This is a genomic window from Pseudomonas sp. PvP001 (assembly GCF_040546375.1).
GTDB classification, from domain to species: Bacteria; Pseudomonadota; Gammaproteobacteria; order Pseudomonadales; family Pseudomonadaceae; genus Aquipseudomonas; species Aquipseudomonas coleopterorum.
The window spans coordinates 1,798,458-1,817,225 of the sequence record NZ_JBEPNQ010000001.1; the positions used below are offsets into that span (position 1 = coordinate 1,798,458).

An 18,768-nucleotide genomic window follows, 5' to 3' on the forward strand; every position below is an offset into this window, starting at 1 on the left:
CTGTGGAGGCTCAACCTCTACCTCGTCGTCGGTGACCACATAAAAGAGAATCGCTCTCATTGGATTGGGCAAGGGTCTCGGAGGCATCGCTGTTGAAGCGAATAGGATTGCCCTCGCCGTCAGCAAGCGGAATACGGTCACCGTCTTCAGTCTCCCCGTATACACGAACAAAGTGCCAACCCTCTTCCCAGTCGATCTTGCCAATTGACGAAAATGCGATCACCCCAGAATCCGTGCCCTTGGTCCACGCTGCCTTGCGGCGGCGCAAGCCTGTTGGGCCGTTATCGCGCGACACCACCTCAGCCACGAATCGAGACAAGCCTTCCACCCTGGACGGAGCAGGATCTACCCTGAAGGATACACTGAACTTTTTGAGGCCCGTCTTCGAGATAGGCAACACCCGGTGGCCGATCAGCTCGGACAGACTGGGGTCTTCATTGTCGTCCTTTACCACCGGCAAATCTGGCAGTTCAACATCGCCGATGAAAATGGCATCCGGATTGACGCCCCCGTCCTCAAACAGCCACTTGTTGAACGCAAGGGGCCAATTGACCCGATCGCGGACGATTAATTGGGTCCACTCCTTCGGATTGGCAACACCAACCCTCGAAAAGAACTCACCAAGCTGCTTGCAGAAAACTGGATCGTGCAAGCCCAGCTCAAGGGCGCGCACGCGCTCCGTTTTAGTTGACCATGTGACTTGCTCGACGCATTCGCGGTTGCGAGCCACCCGCGCAGGCGCACGTTCCGCCTGCTGGAACAACTCGAAATCCGGCACGAGGGACAGCTCGAACAGCGCTGCCCCCATAGCATCTGGGTCAAAGCCGTTGACTTGGCATGTGAGCAGGTAGCGAACCACTGCGGCATCGTCGGCATATCGCCAGCGCGAATCGCTCCGGCGCAGCTCACCCAAACAAGCTTCGACAGCAACCCGAAGGTTGGCCGGAATCTGAGTGATCAGCTGTGCATTCAGGTCAGCGTAGGCACCATCAATCGACACTTCTTCAAACGTCGCAACACCGAACGAATCCTCGGCAGAAGCACGCAGATCATTTGGCACAAAGACCAGCAGCGGGGGCCTTAGCTCGTCGTTGGGCAACGGGTTGCGCAGTTCAACGAGCTTGGTACTCGTTACGGCCAATCCCGGCGCTTGGGCACGCAGGGCGTCGTCCGCTAGCACAACCACATTGGCAGAAGGAACGACCGCACGCAGCCCCCCAGCCAATCGGATCATCAGCTCACGATCCAGGTCCGTGACACGCATGCAATGCCCAAGATCACGGGCGGCCAAGACCTTGAAAAGCCTCGGCAGCAAGACGGACTCAAGCGCCGCGCTCAGTTCTTGGCCGGTAAGTTCACGCAGGCCCAAACTCATGTGCGCCCCCCTTCTGTTCGTTCTGCAATCGTGTAGCGCGGTACAACCGTCTGGGTTACATAGGCATCGGACAAGTCGCGGTAGAAGCCAATCTCGCGCAGGCGTCCAGTAAATGCCTGAACGTTGCTTCGTAGGGCTTTTCGCTCATCGATTGTGGGCGTTGCGAATCCTTCACCGGGCGGCAACTGATCAATGTAGAGACCGTAGCGTTCACGCAGAAAAGACAGCAGATCATCTATCCGCATCTCGCCAGTGAAGTAGCCCCGATCCCCCCCTGGACGCAGCACCGCAATTTGCAGCAGCACCTCCAGCAAACGGCTCTCAAGAGAAAATCGACGAGGGGCATTTCGCGCACGCGTTTGAGCCAGCAGCGCTCCCGACTTGTTCTTCAACATCGTAGCGTCTAGCGACTCGATGATGTATTTCCGGTGAAAAGCACCGCGGAGAGCGACAAGAATTTCGATATAGGTCTCAAAATCCGAGAGCCCCATCCTAGTGATGGCTTCAACCTCGGCATCCAGTCCGGCTTCGCCCTCTGACAGCGACTCCAAAAGCCCCGACAAACGCTCGCCGAAAAACTTATCACGCTCCTCAGCGAAAGGCTCTGCTTGAAGGCCATACAGTTCGCCAACCGAGAACACTGAATTCAACGGACGGATCAATTTGCCACGCCGCACAAGGTGCTCCGAGAACTCGTCTAGCTTCTTCGCAACAAAGTACGCGCGAATAAAACTCGGGATTCGCCGGTAACAACCATCGGCACTACGCTCAGCTAGCCCAGCGGTTGCTGAGTTGGCGTTGCCCGAGAGGTCAACAAACATCCCCAGCTTGTAAGGACAGTCGCCCTGGGGTTCGCGCTGCTCACGGGGTTTCATCGGACACGCTGACTCAGCGCACAACGAATTCGCACCCTCCAGTTTTTGCCAGGCAGGCAGGAGCTTCAGCAAGCGCAGGTGATAGAGCGCTAAGTGAAACGATAGCAGCACCTTCAGGTACTCCACCATCACCGAGCGCGGCATGTATTGCTTGTAGAAAAGCAGTCGCTGAATGTCCTCAGCCATCAAGTCAGCCGATCCAATACACACCGGCGCGAAGCGCTCTCCACCGGCACGGGTATCCGCCGTGTCTTTGCGCTGTGATAGGAAGTGTAAAAGCGTGGACGTCTCAATGTCCGTTAGCGCCTTATCGTTCAGCTCTCGCGTGAGTTTATCGAAGCCGTCAAAGAAGAAGCCCTTCAGGTGCTCGATGGCCTTGTGCCCCGAAAGATGCCGGGCGTGGTGCAGCATTTGGTACAGGTGCTGGGCAGCACCATAGTCACGTGAATGTTTGGGGTTACGGAAGCGGTAGGTGTAACCATGCAGGGGACGTGGGCCAGCCACCGCAGCATTTTTCTTGCCACGATTAACGATGTCCATGAGGTGGGTTTCAACCCAGCGCTGCACCATGTCTCGGTGCTGAGAGAACCCCAAGAAACGGTCGCCGGCTTCGAGAATGTCGTCCACGAACTTGTCCACTGTCAGTTCGCGTTTGTCGCGAAACACGCTCGGATAGCCGCCATGTTCCAAGCGTTCAAACAAGCCCGTGAGCACGCGGTCCATCTCGATGGTCTTGAAATCGAGGTAGCTGACTTTTGGGAGGCGGAACTCCCTGTCCTTTTTTTGCAATGCCATCAATTCCCCCTGAAGCTCTGTGCTAAGGCCTCTGCTTTGTGCTCACTGGTTGCGGGCCCCTGCAACAAGCGCATCTCCACCCGACCGTCGTCATGGCGAGCCAAGCGGTAGAAGTCATGCCCCGTCGTGGTCAGCAAAATCTCCCGATAGGGCTGTGCATTGAGGCTGTTCTTGAACACACCCAGACACAGATAAAAGCCCTGCATCTCTTCGACACTGGGCCGGTAGCCTTCATTGAGTCGAACCAGCATCTCGAAAACATCGAGATTGATGATCAACTCACTGGAAATGGCACCGAAACCCTGGCCCTGAAACTTCAGCAGTACGCCCGTCGGCAGGTGCTCTACGAAACGCGCGTTGGCGGCAAAGTCTTGCACCTGCAGGCCAAAACCCTCCGCAGGAAAAAGCCGATAGCTGCGAACCGTACCATGCTCAACCTGACGTAATTGCAACGCCAAGCTCGTCCCCAAGCGCTCCGGTCGTTGCAACCCTTCGCCGCGGTTGATGGCGTGCAGAATTTCGCTTATCAGTGCATCAATCGATGTTTCGCCACGAACGATTTCAACCATGCGCTTGGCCGAGCGGTACGGCAGCATCTTTTCCCAGCTCGCGTCGCGGCGCTCGAAAAAGTGCTTGCGTCGGGCCATCGTCACATACTCTCGGTGCTTGCGTGCGCGCTGCCGAACGGACACGTCGGCCCATCCACGAGGTAGATCACCGAACAGACGCTTCAGCACCTCGAAATCGAATTGCCCACGCCGCTCAAAACGGAACAGTGCCCGGTCATCCGGCTGCACAAAGTCGAGCCCTCTGTCAAAGCGTGGATCTTCTTGCTTGCCCACATCGATTTCGCCCAGCAAGGTGAGCAATCGATCCGAAGTAGGCTGCCCACCGCCCATCCAGCTGTTGAAGTAATAGCTGCGCGCCACTTCATCATGCTTTCCGGCCATATACAGCTCATGAATCTCGCCACAATCACGGTTCCCGATCAGCATGAACGACAGCGCCGAACGCAGGTCACGCATCGTTATATGCAAACGACCACGCAAGTGAGCCATGGTGTAAAGAGTCTTGAGCCGTTCTAGCAAGCGTGGGCCAGCAATCTCATCCTGGAAACTACGTGCGTTATGCAAGGCATAGCAGCTGTTCTTCAGGTCGCAGCTTTCGCAGGCTGACCAGTTCTTGGGCTGCACGATACTCTGCATCGTGCGTTCCAGAATCGAGCCCCCTTCGGCGTCTGCCACCACGCTGCGCAAGTTCAGGTTCACCACCGCGACGCCAGACTCAGTTTCACCCGACGAGAACGCCCGCCGAACCAGCGCCGTCAACTCAGAAAAGTCTTGCTCATGCGTCGCAAGGAAGTCCACCAAACGGCCTTCATTGATTGCAATAAGGCGAGTTTCTTTCGGCGTCCAGGTTCTTGCATCGCTACCCTTGAAGGGTGACAAGAAATCCAACAACACCTGGTTGTTGTCCTTGTTGCCTTCGTCCTGGCTGCCGTCGTAGTTGATTAAGTAACGCTTGCCGCCCAATGCCAGCTCGCTGCCATTGGGCAACCCGCGATTGGCAGATCCTCCAAGGACTTCAACTTCCTTCTCCAAGCGCTGCAAGAAGGCCGTTTTTCCATCGCCCGCGTTGCCAGAGATCAGCACTAAGCGGAACTCGCCTGACAGGACCGCTGGCAATAGCGCCCGATCCAAGGCGGTATCCACATAGGCTGAAAATCCCAGTGCATCCATGCCCCGCGTACCGGCATTGCTGCGGTGGCTTTGGCTGTATAGTGTAAGTAGGTGCGAAACGAAGGCATTGCTGTTAGGCGCGGACTTGGCCAACACCCCTTGGATGCTGCCGGCTGTCATCGTAGCCAAGCTCACGGTTTGGATGCGCCGCGCGTGGCGCACCTCGGACAGGGCACCACGGAAATCTGTGGCTGTGGCAAAGCGCTCCGCTCGACGTGGGGCAATGGCCTTCAGCACGACGCTCACAAGCTCTGGAGCAAGGTCAGAGAACCCTGACAACTCACGCGGGTCTGGCGCAGGCTTGTTGATGGGCGGCTCTGTCGTATCCCAGGGATACCGCGAGGTCAGCGCCTCATACAGCGTCAGCCCCATGGCATAGAGGTCGCGGTCTGCGCGCTCCCCGTTATACGGGATGACCTCTGGGTCGAAGTCAGGTGGCAGATAACGACGCGAGCCGCCTCCTTGCGACTCCTTATCATCAGCCCGGACCGACACATTGAAGTCGATGATTTTCGCGCCCTTCTGCGTCCACAGCAGATTCCGCGGTTTGATGTCGCAATGATGGAAGCCATTGGCATGCAAATGCACCAAGCCTTCTATCACCTGTTTGCCCAGCTCCAGGACGTCCTCGGGCGACAGCAGGCGCTCCTGAATCATGTCGCCAACGTCAGAGCCTTCAACGTACTCGAACACCAAGAAGGGAATGTCACGACCTGGGATCACATCCGCGTCCAGCACGCGTACTACGTGTGGATGCTCAGGGATGTGCACCAAGTGACGGTACTCCTGCTTCAGGCGATCCAGAGTCGAGTGGCGGTCGCTGACGATGAGTTTTACTGTGCGCGCCACATCGCCCAGCGTGTCGATAACCTTGTAGACCACGCCGAAACTGCCACGCCCGAGCTTCTTCTCGATGATGAACTTGCGGGTCAGCCTGTAGCCCGCAGGCAGGTTTAGGTAATCGGCTTGGTCATCAGACACCTGATTGGGCTCAAAGTCAGACACCTCAAGGGGTGCCGCCACTTTTAGTACCGCAGGCTGCAGCAAGGCATTCAATGCCGCCAGCGCATTGGGGGCTGGTGGCCGCTTATGCTCGTCAAACGCGCACAGACTTTGCAGCCAAACATCGAAAGCGTCATTCAACTCCGGCCGCAGCGCAGATGGCTTATTTAGGAACTCACCTACACGATCCCACACCGTAGTCGGCTCGCCAGCAAACGGGCGCTCTCCAGTGAACAGTTCATAAATGATGACGCCAGCCGAGAAGATGTCCGACGCGCTAGACGCTGCACCCGGCTCGCGGAACGCCTCTGGCGCGACATAAGCCTTCTCGACCAAATCAACGATGTCTGCAGCAATGCTCAAGCTGCGGTTCTCACCCGGCTTCGCGAAATCAAAGTCCGTAATACGAGTGGTACCGTCTTGACCGATCAGGATCGCACCAGGCATAAGGTTGCGATGCACCACACCATGTTGATGAGCATGTGCTAGAGCTGCCAGCAGGTCTTTGGCAACACGCCATTTCTGGTCTAGGGTCAGTACCAACTGCGGCCGTGCCATGTGTACTGTCAGTGCTTGGCCGGGCGCGTCGTCCAGGATCAGGATGAAGGACCTGTCATCGTCGGTCCGGAAGAAGTCCCGCGCAGCAACAATGTTGGGATGTAGCGGTAATTTGGATAGCGCCCGGTAAGCATTAGTAATGCGATTAACCTGGGCTTCACGCACATCTTTAGGCTGGTAGGGGTCCGCTTGATACACCCGCAGACGGGCCGTGCCTCCCGCAAAGGCGTTCTCTGCACGGAATTCGCTGTACGCCTGCGCTGCGCCGAGCTTTTCCTTCACCTCCCAGTGGCCGAAGCGCTGCACGGAAGAGGCGGGTTTAACCACCTTCAAAGCATGCAGTATCAGCCCTTGCTGCTGCAGGATGTTTTTCGAAAAACGCGCGGGAATGCGTGTGGCATCTTTGAAGTAGCGCTCGGCTTCCTTCAGTTTCACCACACGGTCTGAATCCAGCTGCTCGCGGTCAATCAGGTGCGCATCCGGGGCAGTAAGCAAGATGGCCGCATCCACATAGATGTCGTTCAGCTCATTCCGCCCTGGATGGGCCTGAGTTACCAGCCCCTTGACTGTACGCGCATGCCCGCGCAGCTTACCCAGTGGAGACGGGTATGGCGCACGCCCCTCGGGATACCACTTGTTGCCGTACACATCGATGGCACCGCGGGTGCCCTTTACATCGATCAGGTACAGTGCATGCGGTGTCAACAAGGCAATGTCGATCTCGAAGCGTTCACCTTGGCGCTCAATCTCGAAGTTATGCAGTAGTGTATAGCTGTCCGGTAAGCGATCCCGCAGGTAGGCGATAGCGCTGCGTTCTGCATCGTTAACGGGCAGACCTACTGGGATCACTTTCGTCATTTCAGTTGTCCCCCCCGATTGCCGCCTCAATCTTTCGAACTGCTTCAGCTTCAAGAGCATCCGCCTGATCACGATCTCTGAATGCAGCTCTCACAAGTGTTTCGATTTCAGAGCGCTTAGATGCAGTCAAGAGCGGGACCGGCATTCTTGAAACAAAGTCAAAGTGAATTTCTTGCTGCTTGCTTCCTGTACTCATCGACCTCAATGCACGAAAGGCAAGCTCGCTACGAAGATATGCAAACAAGTATGCGCCAGAGAACCTACTGTCACCGGATACAACACGTAGGAAGTGCTGCGAATAGGCAAACTCCAGCCAACGTCCCGTGACCAAAATGGGACGGCAATACACTTCGTTTTCACCCAATGTCCCGCTGGACGCGATGAACACTGACTCGTCCGCCGCAAAAATTCCACGCGGGGCATGTCGCGGCGAAATCCATCGTCCCTCTGGCTGCATCCAAAATGCTTGCTTTTGGCCGACAAGACGCACTCCTTCACTAGGGGCACAATCGATCCGCTTGAATCGTGCACCAGTGCTGAGCTGTCCTTCTTTGCAGATGGTCCCAAGAGGAATTGATCCTACTTCTTCGATTTTCCGAAGGAGCATCCGAACTCTGGGTGAGTAATTTGCAGCACGCAGCGCTCGGGAGAAAGAAACTGATGCAGAGAAAGCAGTCTGTGGCGGAAGCGCATGCCACTTATGCGGTTGGCAGTCTTCAACGCCAGCATATGCAAGTAACTTGCTCGTCGCTTGATTGACTCCACGCTGGAACGCTGATCGTAGATTAGCTGCAGCATTAATTAGGCGGTCAATCACTGCCTCTAGATCAGCCCCCAATCGGGGAACGTCAATATCCACGATGTGTTGAGGCTCAATGTGCTGAATGATCGCACCATAAGTACCGGAAACAACCAGTGGCACGCCATAGCGGCTTGAAAGGAAAGCGAAGAGGTAGCCAGGAGGGATGCGTGCCGGATCCGGGACAACTTTCATGATGTGCTGTGATGACCACATACCAGCCATGTCTGGACGCACGTAGGACATTCGACCAATCGTGCCCGAGCATGTAATCAGCGTCATGCCTTCCTGCACTTCTAGATGCGCCAGCTTCGAGGACTTTGCGTAAGCGCTTTTTAGCAGGGGAAGCGCAGATAGATCAGCCGCAAGCACGTCACTACCACTCAAAAAGGGAACACCGAACTTAGGGTCATCAACCCAAAGCCGTGCGAAAATAGGTCCATTATAAATGCCTCCCTCGTGACCAGATGTAAGGGTGTGCAAGGCATCCTTGCGGAAACTCAAGCGGCGCAGCGTTTCACGAGCTTCCAGCGCCCCCGACATATACGGATTGCAATCCAGCCGTCGGCCGCCTTCTTTCAACCAGCTTGACCGAACAATCCGTGCATTCTTAAAAGAGGTAAAATTCATGCAGCCACCTCTACGGGGAACCACGCAAAAAACGCGGTATACATCTCGACAAATGCAGTATCCGTGCAGTCCCTGATCGAGATGTGCTCCGCTAGCGCTTGATAGTTCGCAGAAGCGTGCGACCGGCGCGCCAGCCTCGATACCCACTCTGCCGCCTCCTTTGATCGGGCCGGCTTGGCAGCAAAAATGGGCCACCAGTGGTTGTCGGCTAAGCGCTGACAGAGGGACTTATCGCCACTGTAGCGAAGCGTATCTGCCCCAAGATGTTCAAAAGAGCGATAATGTGCTGTTTCAAGTCGCGTGATCATTAGCAAGGCTCCGGGTATTTGGCACGGAACTCGGCGTAAGCTTTGGCAATCTCGGGCAGGTCGTCATCAAGGATGCGCTCTTTGCGATGGAGCGTGCGTACTTGCAGACCACCACCAATGCGCACCTTCTCTTCATGGCTCACATCCACAAGGATCTCTTCACCGTCCGGTTGACGCTTGTATAGCGTGTTACCACGCCGGTCGAAGCCTACCTTGTCGGCCACTGCCATGAACACGGGGTAGTCCTGAGTCTGCCCTAGGTCTTCTGCCTGAATGACTTCATCAGGCTTGCGCTTGAGGAAAAGCAGGCTCGTGAGTATGTTAACGTTGGCCTCGACGATAAACGATTCCACCGGAAGATCGACGCTAGCGAGTACCCAGCAGTGGCGAAGAATCCAGTAGCGGATGTACTCGTCACCTGGGTTACCCAAGATACCGTCGGGCAAGACAATGCCCGCTCGACCACCCGGTTTGAGCCACTTCACGCAGCGCTCGACGAACAAAACCTCGGGCGACACCGCTGGTCTGATGGTATTTGTCATCACATAACCATCGCCTTGCCGCTCCCAGCGACGAGCCAGATCGTACTGTTCCAGAATTGTTTTCTCGGTGACAGGAATGTCTGAACCGAACGGCGGGTTCGTCATCAGTACATCAATCGTGCCAAGGCGGATAGCATCTCTTGCAGCCTGAACGCCGGGCAGATACCCCAACGGGAACTCCAGCGAGTTCATGTGATAGAGGTGTCCTAGCGAGTTGCCGGCCATCATCACGTTCATTTGTGCAGCCCGCACCAGGAAAGGGTCGAAGTCAGCACCGAAAAGGTTCTTGGCTGCAAAGTTGGCCAGCCGATCACGGATGGATATGAAATCTTCAGTGTCCTCATCACCTACCTTGATATGTTTTTCTTCGTGGAAGACTTTGCTCAAATAGTTCAGAGTCTCAACCAGGAAGCCCCCGGTACCGCAGGACGAATCGAACACGCGCTCGTGCTCTTTGGGTGCGAGCATCTTAACCACAAGGCTGATGGCTCCACGCGGCGTGAAGTATTGGCCACGATCTCCACGTAGGTTGGTGCCAACGATCTCTTGATAAGCCGCGCCTTTGGCATCGACATCGGTGCGACCGAAGTCGTAGCGGGCCAACTCCGAGACGATGAATGCCAAGGCACGATCGGACAACGTGATTTCTTCATTGCCCTTGAACAGGCCGTCGTACTTTTTTTTCACTCTTTCAAAAAGTGGCTTAATCCGTAGACGGATGGATTTCTGACCTTCGGGATCAAAGGGTTCATATGGACCTACATAGAATCCTCGTGCTTCATTGGGCTGCTGTTCGTCATACATTTTGCAGAAGATTAGATATAGAAATTGCCAAAAAGCGGCGTCCTTGGGCATGCCCTCGTTGCCATGAATGTAGTTATGGCAACGACGGAAAGCGGTGCGCAGCATCACAGGATCCGCGCGACGCATACGTCCCGTCGAGCGACCATCAACGCTGAATGTGTCATCACCCAATGGCCAGTCGCCGATGGATTTGAATTTGGTGTCGAAGCGGGTGACTTCCTTCTTGAAAAAGAAAAACTCCAGGCCATTCGTCCAAAGGCTGTATTCGCAATTATCGACTTCAGCCATAATGCCTTCCAACAGCTCAAACTCTTTACTCGCCTCTTCTGGGTCACGCATACGGTACGCACCCTTGGTGCCGACCTTCGGTTCTTTGTCCACTACTACAGCTCGGCAGAGATTATCTGCCGTATGCGCCCGGCCAGGCTTGAAGATCGCGATATCAAGCTTGCGATTCTTCCCCAGCACCTTGATTTTGAAGTCAGGCTCCATGTCTTCAGCGGCGATGCCATACTCATGGATAATGGCGCGAGAAATGCGCTGTCGAACCTTTTCTTTGTCGCTGTCTTTCACTGGGTTGCCAGTGATGTAGTCAAAAACCTTACCCTCTTCGAGCATGCGCTCTGGCACTTGAAGTTCTTGATCAAAGTCGCTCATATTATTGCTGTCCTGTATGGAGCGCTGCTCAGGCATTACGCGGCTCCTTGTTGTCAAAGTCGTCACTACTGGCAGCGGCACCGCCTTCTCGCACCCAGGCGTCCACATCATCCTTTTTGAATTTCCAGAAGCGACCAACCTTGTGCCCAGGCATACCTTTGGAGGTCACCCAGGTGTAGATGGTGTCTTTGGCTACACCCAGATATTCGGCGATTTCATCGACGGAGAGCCAGCGGTCGTCCATAGCGAATCCTACTTGCTGTATAGGAAATTTAATAGAGTTTACACGGGTTCAGACCTGCATGCATGGGTTAAGCCTGGTTAGGTCGGGCAAACCGAATGAGCTCGTTATTCACCCGCTTGAGAACAGAGGCGACGACACATGAAGTCAAAAAACGATGGCGCTGGTAGCAGACATGGGGACCTAAAGAATGCACCCGGTCCCAGATGACCACACGCATCACTGGGGAGGAACCGGGCGAAGTTCGGAAAATAGAGGCCCCAATCTCACACCATGCATGCCACCGGGATGACCTCTTCGGGCAGTTCTCTGCCTATCATCGTTACGAAGCACGCTGGCCAACTCCGATGCAATCGCTGGTCAGATCGAATGCAAACGAGTGGTCAAGTGGAGTGCTGTATTCCAATTGGTATTCCACTTACAAATGAAAAAAATATTAATTTTAAAATCAATAGCTTACCTAATGAATTCAAATTACCCCGGAACACCAAGCTAGCGTCACAAACCCAACACTTTGCGTCGCTCGCAAATGCTTTATCTGTGCCTGAATCGACGGCTTTGACTCGATCGCACCTGTGCCATAACAACGCTCCAGCCGCGCCCCTTGCAGAACCCCGATCACAGGCCGCAGACTGCACCAAACGACGAGGTACACCATGGCACTCGACTACCCGCCCAGCCTCCTGTCCCAGGAAGAACGCTCAGCCATTGCTGAAATCGAAGCCACCACCAACATCCTGCGGCTGGTGACCCGGCTCACCAACATGCGCTTCGCCGCGATCACCAAATTTGGCGACGCCGAATTGGTCATCTGCTCTGTGCACGATTCCGCCGACCTGGGAATCGGCGCGGGTGAGGCTTTTCCGCTGGAAGACACGATCTGCAGCGAGTTTCAGCGAGACCCTGCGCCGTTACTGATCCCGAGAGTGAGCCATGACCAGAGCTTCGCATCGCGGCTGATCGTCAAGACCTATGATCTGGACAGCTATGTAGGCGTGCCCATTTTCCTGCCTGATGGCCGATTGTACGGAGCGCTTTGCGCGATCGATTCGCGGCCTGTGCTGTTTGAAGATCCGGATGTGTGCGAAACGCTGGAGATTTTTGCCCGGTTGATCGGGTGTATATTCTTTGCGAGCTTGGCGGTTAAGGTGGCGAGTGCCGGGATTGAGTTGGAGTGATTGTAGGAAGGGGATGCTAGATCAGGTCACCTTCGAGCGATGTGTACATACCGCCCCACACAACAAGCGCGACAACTGCTCCACCGAATAGGGTTTATGCAACAACTCGAATCCATCGGTCCCTTTCTCTGCCAGCACATGGCTGTATCCCGACGTCAGCACTACAGGTAACCCTGCGTATCGCCGACGAATCTCATGGGCCAGCTCGATGCCTGTCATCCCCGGCATCACCACATCGGAAAACACCACTTTGAATCGGCTGACGTCGCGGGCCAGTTCGGCCAGGGCTTCCTGTCCATTGATGGCAAGGACCGGCCGGTAGCCAAGATCCGTGAGTGAGTGCATCGCAAAGGCGCCCACTTGAGGGTTGTCTTCGACGATCAATACACCGGTGCCATGCCCGTGTACCAATTCATGGGTTGCTTCGACACTCCGTGGCTCGCGCGGCTCGGATGCCTGGGGCAGGTAGAGTGTGAAGGTGGTGCCTTGATCGACCTCACTGTCCACGGTGATCTCGCCACCCGATTGCTTGGCGAACCCAAACGCTTGCGACAGGCCAAGGCCCGTGCCCTGCCCCACGCCTTTGGTGGTGAAGAAGGGCTCGAATATCCTGCCCAGGTGCAACGGCGCGATGCCGCTGCCGGTATCGGTCATCGAGATCACTACCTGATCGCCGGCGATCATCGGCTGTTCGCCGGCCTTGGCTTCGTAGCGGGCTGGACCCACTCGGATGGTGAGGCGCCCTTGGCCAACCATGGCGTCACGCGCGTTGACGGCGATGTTAACGATTGCCATGTCGAACTGAGAGGGGTCGGCGATCACGAAGTGGCTGTGTTCGGGGATGTCCATCACCACCTCCACTTCGGCACCCACCAGAGTCTTGATCATGCTGGCCAGGGCCCGCAGGTTCTCTGCAGGTGCGAACACCGTTGGTTGCAGTGTTTGACGCCGGGCGAAGGCAAGCAGTTGCGAGGTAACTTTGGCGGCTCGTTCGACGGTGTCGGCAATGGCTGAGACATAGCGTGCGCGTCGCTCGCTGGAGATATCTGGCCGTTTGAGCAGGTCAGTCGACGACTTGATTACGGTCAGCAGGTTGTTGAAGTCGTGGGCGACGCCACCGGTGAGTTGGCCGATGGCTTCCAGCTTCTGCGATTGACGCAGGGCTTCCTCGGCGGCGGCCAGGGCGCTGGCGCTCTCCCGCTCGGCGGTGAAGTCGCGGCCCACGGCGTTGATCTGCTGCTCGTCTGGCTGGGTCGACCAGGATATCCAGCGGTAGCTGCCGTCCTTGTGGCGGTAGCGGTTGTCGAACCGGGCGAAGGCATGGCCGTCAGCGGACAGACTGGCGCCCTGCTGGGTGTGCGCCAGGTCGTCGGGGTGGGTCAATTCGAAAAGCGACAGGCCGATCAACTCGGATTCCTGCCATCCCAGTAGGTCAGTCCAGGCAGGGTTGACCGCGGTGATGACGCCGTCGAAAGTGCAGCGCAGCATGATGTCTGCCGACAGCAGCCAGAGTCGGTTACGGTCGGCGGTACGGCGGGAGATTTCTTCTTCGAGCCCGGCGTTGAGCTCGCTCAAGCGCATGAGAGCCTGGGCCCGTTCCCGCTCGGCCTGATCCCGTTTGCGGCTGGCAAGTACTTGCTGGGTCATTTCGGAGGCCAGCAGCAGTACGTCTTCATAGCCGCCGCTTTCGCCCTGCACAGGCGAGAAGCTGTAGGTCCATACGGTCTCTTCCTGCTGGCCATGACGCTGCATCATCATCGACAGGTTCTCTATGGAGAAACCATCCCCTGTGGCAAGCACCCGTGCCACTTGAGGGCTGAGCACCGGGGCAATGTCGGTGAGCACCTCAGGCATCGGGCGACCGAACGCAGCGGGATGCCCATCGCCCAGTGCCAGGCCGTAGGCGTCGTTGTAGAGCAGCCACTGCTGCGGCCCCCAGTAAAGGGCCGCGATGCCTTTGGTGTTCAACACCAGCGACAAGGCACTTCGCAGGGATGCAGGCCATGAGCGGTAATCACCCAGGGCGGTGCTGGACCAATCCGTGTCGCGCACCAAGTCTCCCATTTCTCCGCCGCCGATCATGGGCGGCACGGGAGCCAGCGGATTGGGGGAATTCAGGCAAGTCTCCTCCACGACCCACGAGCCTTTTTGGATTTATGCTTGAGACACTGCTTGCAAACAATCAACCGGGGCCGGCGCCCTGGCTAGACAGGCATCACAGTTGACCTGCCTACCCACGCTGCCTATCCTCCCACTCGTCACGCCACATGCGTGACCAGGTTTGACGGCCTGTCTTACATACGAACGCGCAGTCTCAAGACTCGGCTCGGGCGCCTCCGCACCCGTTTCGAACGCTATGGCGGCTGTGCGTGGGGCACCTTCGGGTGCGCCGGGTTCGTATGTGACCGGTCCGTCAACCCATGCACAGCTGCCACCCACTCGTTTGACGGCGAGTGCTGGCAGATCTCCCATCACATACGGAAGTCGCCAATCATGAAAGATCAAACCAATCTTGCTGCTTACCAATCCCTTCAACGCGCTAGCCAATTGCTAAATACCGCATCCGTGCTTGCTGCGGAAACGAGCGATGCCAATCAGCAGCTTTGTCGCGCGCTTAACCAGGCTGTGCCCTTGCTGACGGAGACGAGCAGGACGCTGGTGGAGGATTCGCTATTGGAGATGAAGTTGCGGTTTAGTTGATTCCGATCGTCACCAAGCACGAAAGCGGTGCCGATCGAGATTGATAGGTACCGTTCAAAAAATGAACAGCACTGCAATAGGTGAGTGCCGTTCACTACCTCAGAATCTAGTATCGGAAGTCGATATTGGTGGCTTCGTCATTGATCGCGAAGTTCTTCTGGGACCAAGTGGGGACTAAGTCGGGACCAAGTTCTCCACGTCCACGTTACACCTCCCGCATCACCTCCCCTCCCTCCACCCCAATCGCCTCGCAAATCTCCAGAAACTCCACCACATCCAACCTTCTCTCTGCATTCTCCACTTTGGAGATATACGACTGCGGCCTTCCCACTCGCCGCGCGAGCTCGGTCTGGCTCAAGCCCTTCTCTTTCCTGCACGCGATGAGTGCCCGGATCAGCGTGGAATAGCGTTCTGTGTGGATGGATTTCATAAGGGCTGCCGAATGACGATTCGGCTCCTTAAGTAAACCCAAAACAGGATTATCCCAAAATAGGATATGGATGCTATGGTTGGCGTCAGCTTTCACATCAGCCAAGAAGGGGAATGGTCATGGAACGTCCATCACAGTCGCTCAAGCTCGTCGGTTCGGATTTTTTTGCAGGCAGTCGACTGATCTTGCCGACTCCGATTACCAAAGATGAGATTCTTGAAGGCATTTGCCACTGCGTGCTGGAGCGCTGGCATCAGCTTGCTCCTGATAACCAGACGGCGCTTGGTCTGGATACCCGCACTGCCGAATCACCCGATGAGCAAGCACTTCAGTCGGTGACCTGGCTGCTTCTGGAGGCCGCGAGTTTGGCCGCGCAAAAGGCTAGGCAGGCGTGCAACAAGCGGTTGGACGCTGCCGATTACTAGCGGTTAAGGGCTCTACCCCATCGGACTAAACCCCGAAGCCGCCGAACAATACCGCTCCCGCAGTGCCGGATTTCGCTCTGAACGGCACTGCTCCTTGAACCACTGCTTCGCGCCTTTCCTGCATTCCCGATATTCAATCGACCCGCTTCGGTAGGCAGTGCAAACACTGCCGTGATCAATCTGGTTATCACTGACACTCCACGAAGCCGTGTACAACCCCTTCCTGTCCCAACCCAGTACCTGGTGCGACTCAAACCCACCACTAACAGCCCGCCGAACCGGCCGCGCACTCTGCCCCGCCTTGTACTCCGCCAAATACTGCGCAGAAACCATCCCCTGCACCGCCCGCTCTTCCCGCATCGGCTGAGGACGGTCGCCATACCTACACCGCAATACCTGATCGTTGACCACATTGTCAGCGCCCATGCACTCGTGCAGGGTTTTAGGCACAACGGGCGCCACTGCTCGCACAACAGGTGCAGATACCGGCGCAGATTCAACAACCGGCGATTCATATCGCTCAACCACTTCAGCAGGCGGTTCTACACGCGCAGGTTCAAAGTACGCGGCAATCCGCGCCCAGTTCATCCCCACCGCAATCGCCGGTACCAGTAGCCACAACAGCCACCCCGGATGCGCCCGTTGTTGAACGCGCGGACGTGGCGCAATGGGTCCATCGTGCAGGTCGTCTTGCAGACTCATTTGAATTCCATTTCCAAAGCAAAGGCTGAAATGCCATCACTGATTACCTATCGGTAGCCCTTTGCCATTCTTTAGGTGTAATCCCTGTCCAGTGAGCCCGTCGGACTTCGCAAGCATTCCCTCAAAAAGCGTTAACGCTTCGTCAGATTCTTGCTGGGATAAACGCTATTGAAACGGATCATCGTTTACCCAAGACGCGTTTCACCATCTCTTCCATTCCCGGAACTGTTCCGGTGGCCCTTCGTTTTCGTTCTCGCCCTACCCTTCTGGCAGTGTGCTGCTTGATGAGCCTCGGCGCCCATGGGGCGGACGCTCTTGTGTTAGAGGCTTTTTTGATCGATGCGCAAACCACCAAGGCCGCCAAAGACGCTTCGCCCGAGGTGTTGCTGGTGGATAAATGGGTATGTTGGATAACCAGGACGCTATAGATGCGTCGTTCATTCTGACCAGCTACGTCTCGAAGCTGATCAAGGATCAGCAGGTGGAGGACGTGGGCGATGTGCGGCTGAATGATCCGTCGGTGCGGCAGTCGTTCGGATTCGAGCAACTGAGAGAAGACATGGGCATACCCTCACAGCGGACGCAACCACCGCTGGGACACGCTCGCCGACCAGCAGCAGGTCGAGCCTGAGATCTCGTTGGGTCATAGGCTTCTTGTGTGGTGGCCTTCGGATAGAACCAGCATGAATTTGGGGAATCACCACGTCACACCATTTCAGTTTCGAGTTATTGCCCCGGCCTTCTCTTGGAAAACAGCCCTGTTAGGATGCCCCCCCTTTTGCTGGCCTGGCAGGACAAAATACCTCCAGCCGCATCGGACAGGGTGGCTAACAGCTGGCCATGTCCTGTGACTCAATCGTCATCGATCCCCCGGGTAAGGTTCCAGGTACAGATATGCAATGGTTGAAGGACAAGTACGCGGCCACTTCAGTGGCACATCGGCTTTATATGATTTCGATAGTTCTAGTCTTCTTGGGTTTGTTACTGTCCAGAAGCTGGGGCACTGCCGCTTTGGATGTGACCAGCATGATCGCTGCTGGCTTTATGATTGCGGGCTTCATCATGTGGTGTCTGCCAGTGGCCCGCTGGATGCGTAAGAAATGGCATAAACCGTTGTACAAGACGCCTATCGTTCTGTTGCACTTGTTGGCACTGCTGGTCGCAACCGGGTTGTCGCGCTTTGCAGTTTCCGAAGCATTGGGCTTGCCGCCGCAGTCTTTTGATCTGACCGTTGGCCTGCTTGCGTTGCTGTTCTATATACCGGCGTGGATGGCAGTGGTGGCGTTTTTGCTGTTCCTTGGTGGACTGCTGCTGCTTGCAGTCACAGGTGTTGCGGTGGTTGTTTTTGCGGCTATTCAGATGGGTGCCTCATTCCTGAAAATCTTCGGCGTTAATTACTCTCCTCAGTTCAATGCGGGTATGGCGTTGTTCAACTCCGGAGGCGCTATTGCAGCTGGCATGGTGCTGGTTGCATGCTATTCGTTCGTCACTGACAGCTATCAGCCTTGGGTACTGTCGGCGATCAGAACGACTGCCGTGATCGCCGATTTTCACCCCGCTCCGAATTACCCCGGTGTACGACCCGGCGAAAGAATCCACTCGTTGGACAACGGTTACACGGCCTATGCACAGGAGCAGCCTGACCACAGCATCGTGATTGGCGTCAGGACGCAGGAGAACAGCGCACATGATCAGCCGTTGGCCAATCCCATCCCCTCTCCGGGGCAGGTGATGAAGCCGCTGTTTGAGCAGTTGTCTGTTCCGGTTGAGTTGGGAAAGGCGCCCTGAACGAAGCAGCAGAACTGCTCGTTCATCAGTAAGAAGCTGACATGGCAGCAGTGTTCACGACAAAAAGCCGCCGTTAACTCTGCAGATCCGAAGGGTCATGGGTCTTGAGCCAGTCCGCCAACGCCGCATTCATGCGCGTTTGCCAACCGGGCCCCGAGGCTCGGAATTCAGCAAGCACGGCAGGTTCGATGCGGATCGAAATCAGCTCACGCACAATGCCAGCTTTGGGCCGGCCACGGTGGATCGCTCGAGTACCTACGTACTGGTCGGCGCGCTCGAAAAAGGCGTCGGTCAGCTCCGGAGCATCGTCAGGGTCGATCCAGTCGATGTCGGTAGCGGTTTTGTTCTCTCTCATTGGCTTT

The 18,768-nt window shown here is 56.2% G+C and carries 15 protein-coding genes; 5 read left to right on the forward strand and 10 right to left on the reverse strand.

Going from position 1 to position 18,768, the window contains the following annotated elements; translation table 11 throughout:
• Positions 1-10: 10 nt before the first annotated feature.
• The 6 genes from mads8 to mads1 all read right to left on the reverse strand — a co-directional run bounded on the left by mads8 (position 11) and on the right by mads1 (position 11,186).
• Positions 11-1,375, reverse strand: coding sequence for a methylation-associated defense system ATP-binding protein MAD8 (mads8, locus tag ABMD26_RS08330; RefSeq protein ID WP_354308993.1), 1,365 nt, complete (start codon positions 1,373-1,375; stop codon positions 11-13).
• Positions 1,372-3,045 carry a methylation-associated defense system protein MAD7 gene (gene mads7, locus ABMD26_RS08335; RefSeq protein ID WP_354308995.1) on the reverse strand — a complete coding sequence of 558 codons (1,674 nt, stop codon included), beginning with the start codon at positions 3,043-3,045 and terminating at the stop codon, positions 1,372-1,374. The genes mads8 and mads7 overlap by 4 nt, the downstream gene beginning before the upstream one ends.
• Positions 3,045-7,202 (reverse strand): methylation-associated defense system protein kinase MAD6, encoded by a 4,158-nt coding sequence (gene mads6 / locus ABMD26_RS08340; protein WP_354308997.1) that lies wholly within the window; start codon positions 7,200-7,202, stop codon positions 3,045-3,047. Before mads6 ends, mads7 begins: the two co-directional genes overlap by 1 nt.
• 1 nt (position 7,203) lies before the next feature.
• A complete protein-coding gene (mads5, locus tag ABMD26_RS08345) occupies positions 7,204-8,631 on the reverse strand; it encodes a methylation-associated defense system restriction endonuclease subunit S MAD5 (RefSeq protein WP_354308999.1) in 1,428 nt (475 codons plus the stop codon).
• A 307-nt stretch (positions 8,632-8,938) separates the two neighbouring features.
• Complete coding sequence (mads2, locus tag ABMD26_RS08350) at positions 8,939-10,978, reverse strand: methylation-associated defense system DNA methyltransferase MAD2 (RefSeq protein WP_354309001.1); 2,040 nt, start codon at positions 10,976-10,978, stop codon at positions 8,939-8,941.
• Positions 10,971-11,186, reverse strand: a complete 216-nt coding sequence (mads1, locus tag ABMD26_RS08355; RefSeq protein ID WP_248671835.1) for a methylation-associated defense system helix-turn-helix domain-containing protein MAD1 — start codon at positions 11,184-11,186, stop codon at positions 10,971-10,973. The genes mads2 and mads1 overlap by 8 nt, the downstream gene beginning before the upstream one ends.
• A gap of 653 nt (positions 11,187-11,839) precedes the next feature.
• On the opposite strand from mads1, the gene ABMD26_RS08360 reads away from it, so the two are divergent.
• Entirely contained in the window at positions 11,840-12,361 is a 522-nt protein-coding gene (locus ABMD26_RS08360; protein WP_192104402.1) for a GAF domain-containing protein, read from the forward strand.
• A 21-nt stretch (positions 12,362-12,382) separates the two neighbouring features.
• On the opposite strand, the gene ABMD26_RS08365 is transcribed toward ABMD26_RS08360, so the two are convergent.
• Positions 12,383-14,494: an ATP-binding protein gene (locus ABMD26_RS08365; RefSeq protein WP_354309004.1), complete on the reverse strand. Its 2,112-nt coding sequence runs from the start codon at positions 14,492-14,494 to the stop codon at positions 12,383-12,385.
• Between the two features lie 360 nt (positions 14,495-14,854).
• Between ABMD26_RS08365 and ABMD26_RS08370 the strand changes: the two genes are divergently transcribed.
• Positions 14,855-15,061, forward strand: a complete 207-nt coding sequence (locus ABMD26_RS08370; RefSeq protein WP_354309006.1) for a hypothetical protein — start codon at positions 14,855-14,857, stop codon at positions 15,059-15,061.
• Positions 15,062-15,266: 205 nt separating this feature from the next.
• On the opposite strand, the gene ABMD26_RS08375 is transcribed toward ABMD26_RS08370, so the two are convergent.
• Positions 15,267-15,587, reverse strand: a complete 321-nt coding sequence (locus ABMD26_RS08375; RefSeq protein WP_354311811.1) for a helix-turn-helix domain-containing protein — start codon at positions 15,585-15,587, stop codon at positions 15,267-15,269.
• A gap of 23 nt (positions 15,588-15,610) precedes the next feature.
• Between ABMD26_RS08375 and ABMD26_RS08380 the strand changes: the two genes are divergently transcribed.
• Complete coding sequence (locus ABMD26_RS08380; RefSeq protein WP_354309008.1) at positions 15,611-15,916, forward strand: hypothetical protein; 306 nt, start codon at positions 15,611-15,613, stop codon at positions 15,914-15,916.
• A 12-nt stretch (positions 15,917-15,928) separates the two neighbouring features.
• Here the strand turns inward: ABMD26_RS08380 and ABMD26_RS08385 are convergent, their stop codons facing one another.
• A complete protein-coding gene (locus tag ABMD26_RS08385) occupies positions 15,929-16,618 on the reverse strand; it encodes a hypothetical protein (protein ID WP_354309010.1) in 690 nt (229 codons plus the stop codon).
• 403 nt (positions 16,619-17,021) lie between these two features.
• On the opposite strand from ABMD26_RS08385, the gene ABMD26_RS08390 reads away from it, so the two are divergent.
• Together ABMD26_RS08390 and ABMD26_RS08395 are read left to right on the forward strand one after the other, a co-directional pair.
• Entirely contained in the window at positions 17,022-17,249 is a 228-nt protein-coding gene (locus ABMD26_RS08390) for a hypothetical protein (protein ID WP_354309012.1), read from the forward strand.
• A 263-nt stretch (positions 17,250-17,512) separates the two neighbouring features.
• Positions 17,513-18,406, forward strand: coding sequence for a hypothetical protein (locus tag ABMD26_RS08395; RefSeq protein WP_354309014.1), 894 nt, complete (start codon positions 17,513-17,515; stop codon positions 18,404-18,406).
• Between the two features lie 73 nt (positions 18,407-18,479).
• On the opposite strand, the gene ABMD26_RS08400 is transcribed toward ABMD26_RS08395, so the two are convergent.
• Positions 18,480-18,761: a BrnA antitoxin family protein gene (locus ABMD26_RS08400; protein WP_354309016.1), complete on the reverse strand. Its 282-nt coding sequence runs from the start codon at positions 18,759-18,761 to the stop codon at positions 18,480-18,482.
• Positions 18,762-18,768: the final 7 nt, after the last annotated feature.

What these genes read in the sequence shown, in the direction of transcription:
- mads8 (WP_354308993.1), bottom strand. Translation starts at nt 1,375, where the DNA reads ATGAGTTTGGGCCTGCGTGAACTTACCGGCCAAGAACTGAGCGCGGCG.
- mads2 (WP_354309001.1), bottom strand. Translation starts at nt 10,978, where the DNA reads ATGCCTGAGCAGCGCTCCATACAGGACAGCAATAATATGAGCGACTTT.
- ABMD26_RS08395 (WP_354309014.1), top strand. Translation starts at nt 17,513, where the DNA reads ATGCAATGGTTGAAGGACAAGTACGCGGCCACTTCAGTGGCACATCGG.
- ABMD26_RS08385 (WP_354309010.1), bottom strand. Translation starts at nt 16,618, where the DNA reads ATGAGTCTGCAAGACGACCTGCACGATGGACCCATTGCGCCACGTCCG.
- mads5 (WP_354308999.1), bottom strand. Translation starts at nt 8,631, where the DNA reads ATGAATTTTACCTCTTTTAAGAATGCACGGATTGTTCGGTCAAGCTGG.
- mads7 (WP_354308995.1), bottom strand. Translation starts at nt 3,045, where the DNA reads ATGGCATTGCAAAAAAAGGACAGGGAGTTCCGCCTCCCAAAAGTCAGC.
- ABMD26_RS08380 (WP_354309008.1), top strand. Translation starts at nt 15,611, where the DNA reads ATGGAACGTCCATCACAGTCGCTCAAGCTCGTCGGTTCGGATTTTTTT.
- ABMD26_RS08400 (WP_354309016.1), bottom strand. Translation starts at nt 18,761, where the DNA reads ATGAGAGAGAACAAAACCGCTACCGACATCGACTGGATCGACCCTGAC.
- mads1 (WP_248671835.1), bottom strand. Translation starts at nt 11,186, where the DNA reads ATGGACGACCGCTGGCTCTCCGTCGATGAAATCGCCGAATATCTGGGT.
- mads6 (WP_354308997.1), bottom strand. Translation starts at nt 7,202, where the DNA reads ATGACGAAAGTGATCCCAGTAGGTCTGCCCGTTAACGATGCAGAACGC.
- ABMD26_RS08370 (WP_354309006.1), top strand. Translation starts at nt 14,855, where the DNA reads ATGAAAGATCAAACCAATCTTGCTGCTTACCAATCCCTTCAACGCGCT.
- ABMD26_RS08360 (WP_192104402.1), top strand. Translation starts at nt 11,840, where the DNA reads ATGGCACTCGACTACCCGCCCAGCCTCCTGTCCCAGGAAGAACGCTCA.
- ABMD26_RS08390 (WP_354309012.1), top strand. Translation starts at nt 17,022, where the DNA reads ATGTTGGATAACCAGGACGCTATAGATGCGTCGTTCATTCTGACCAGC.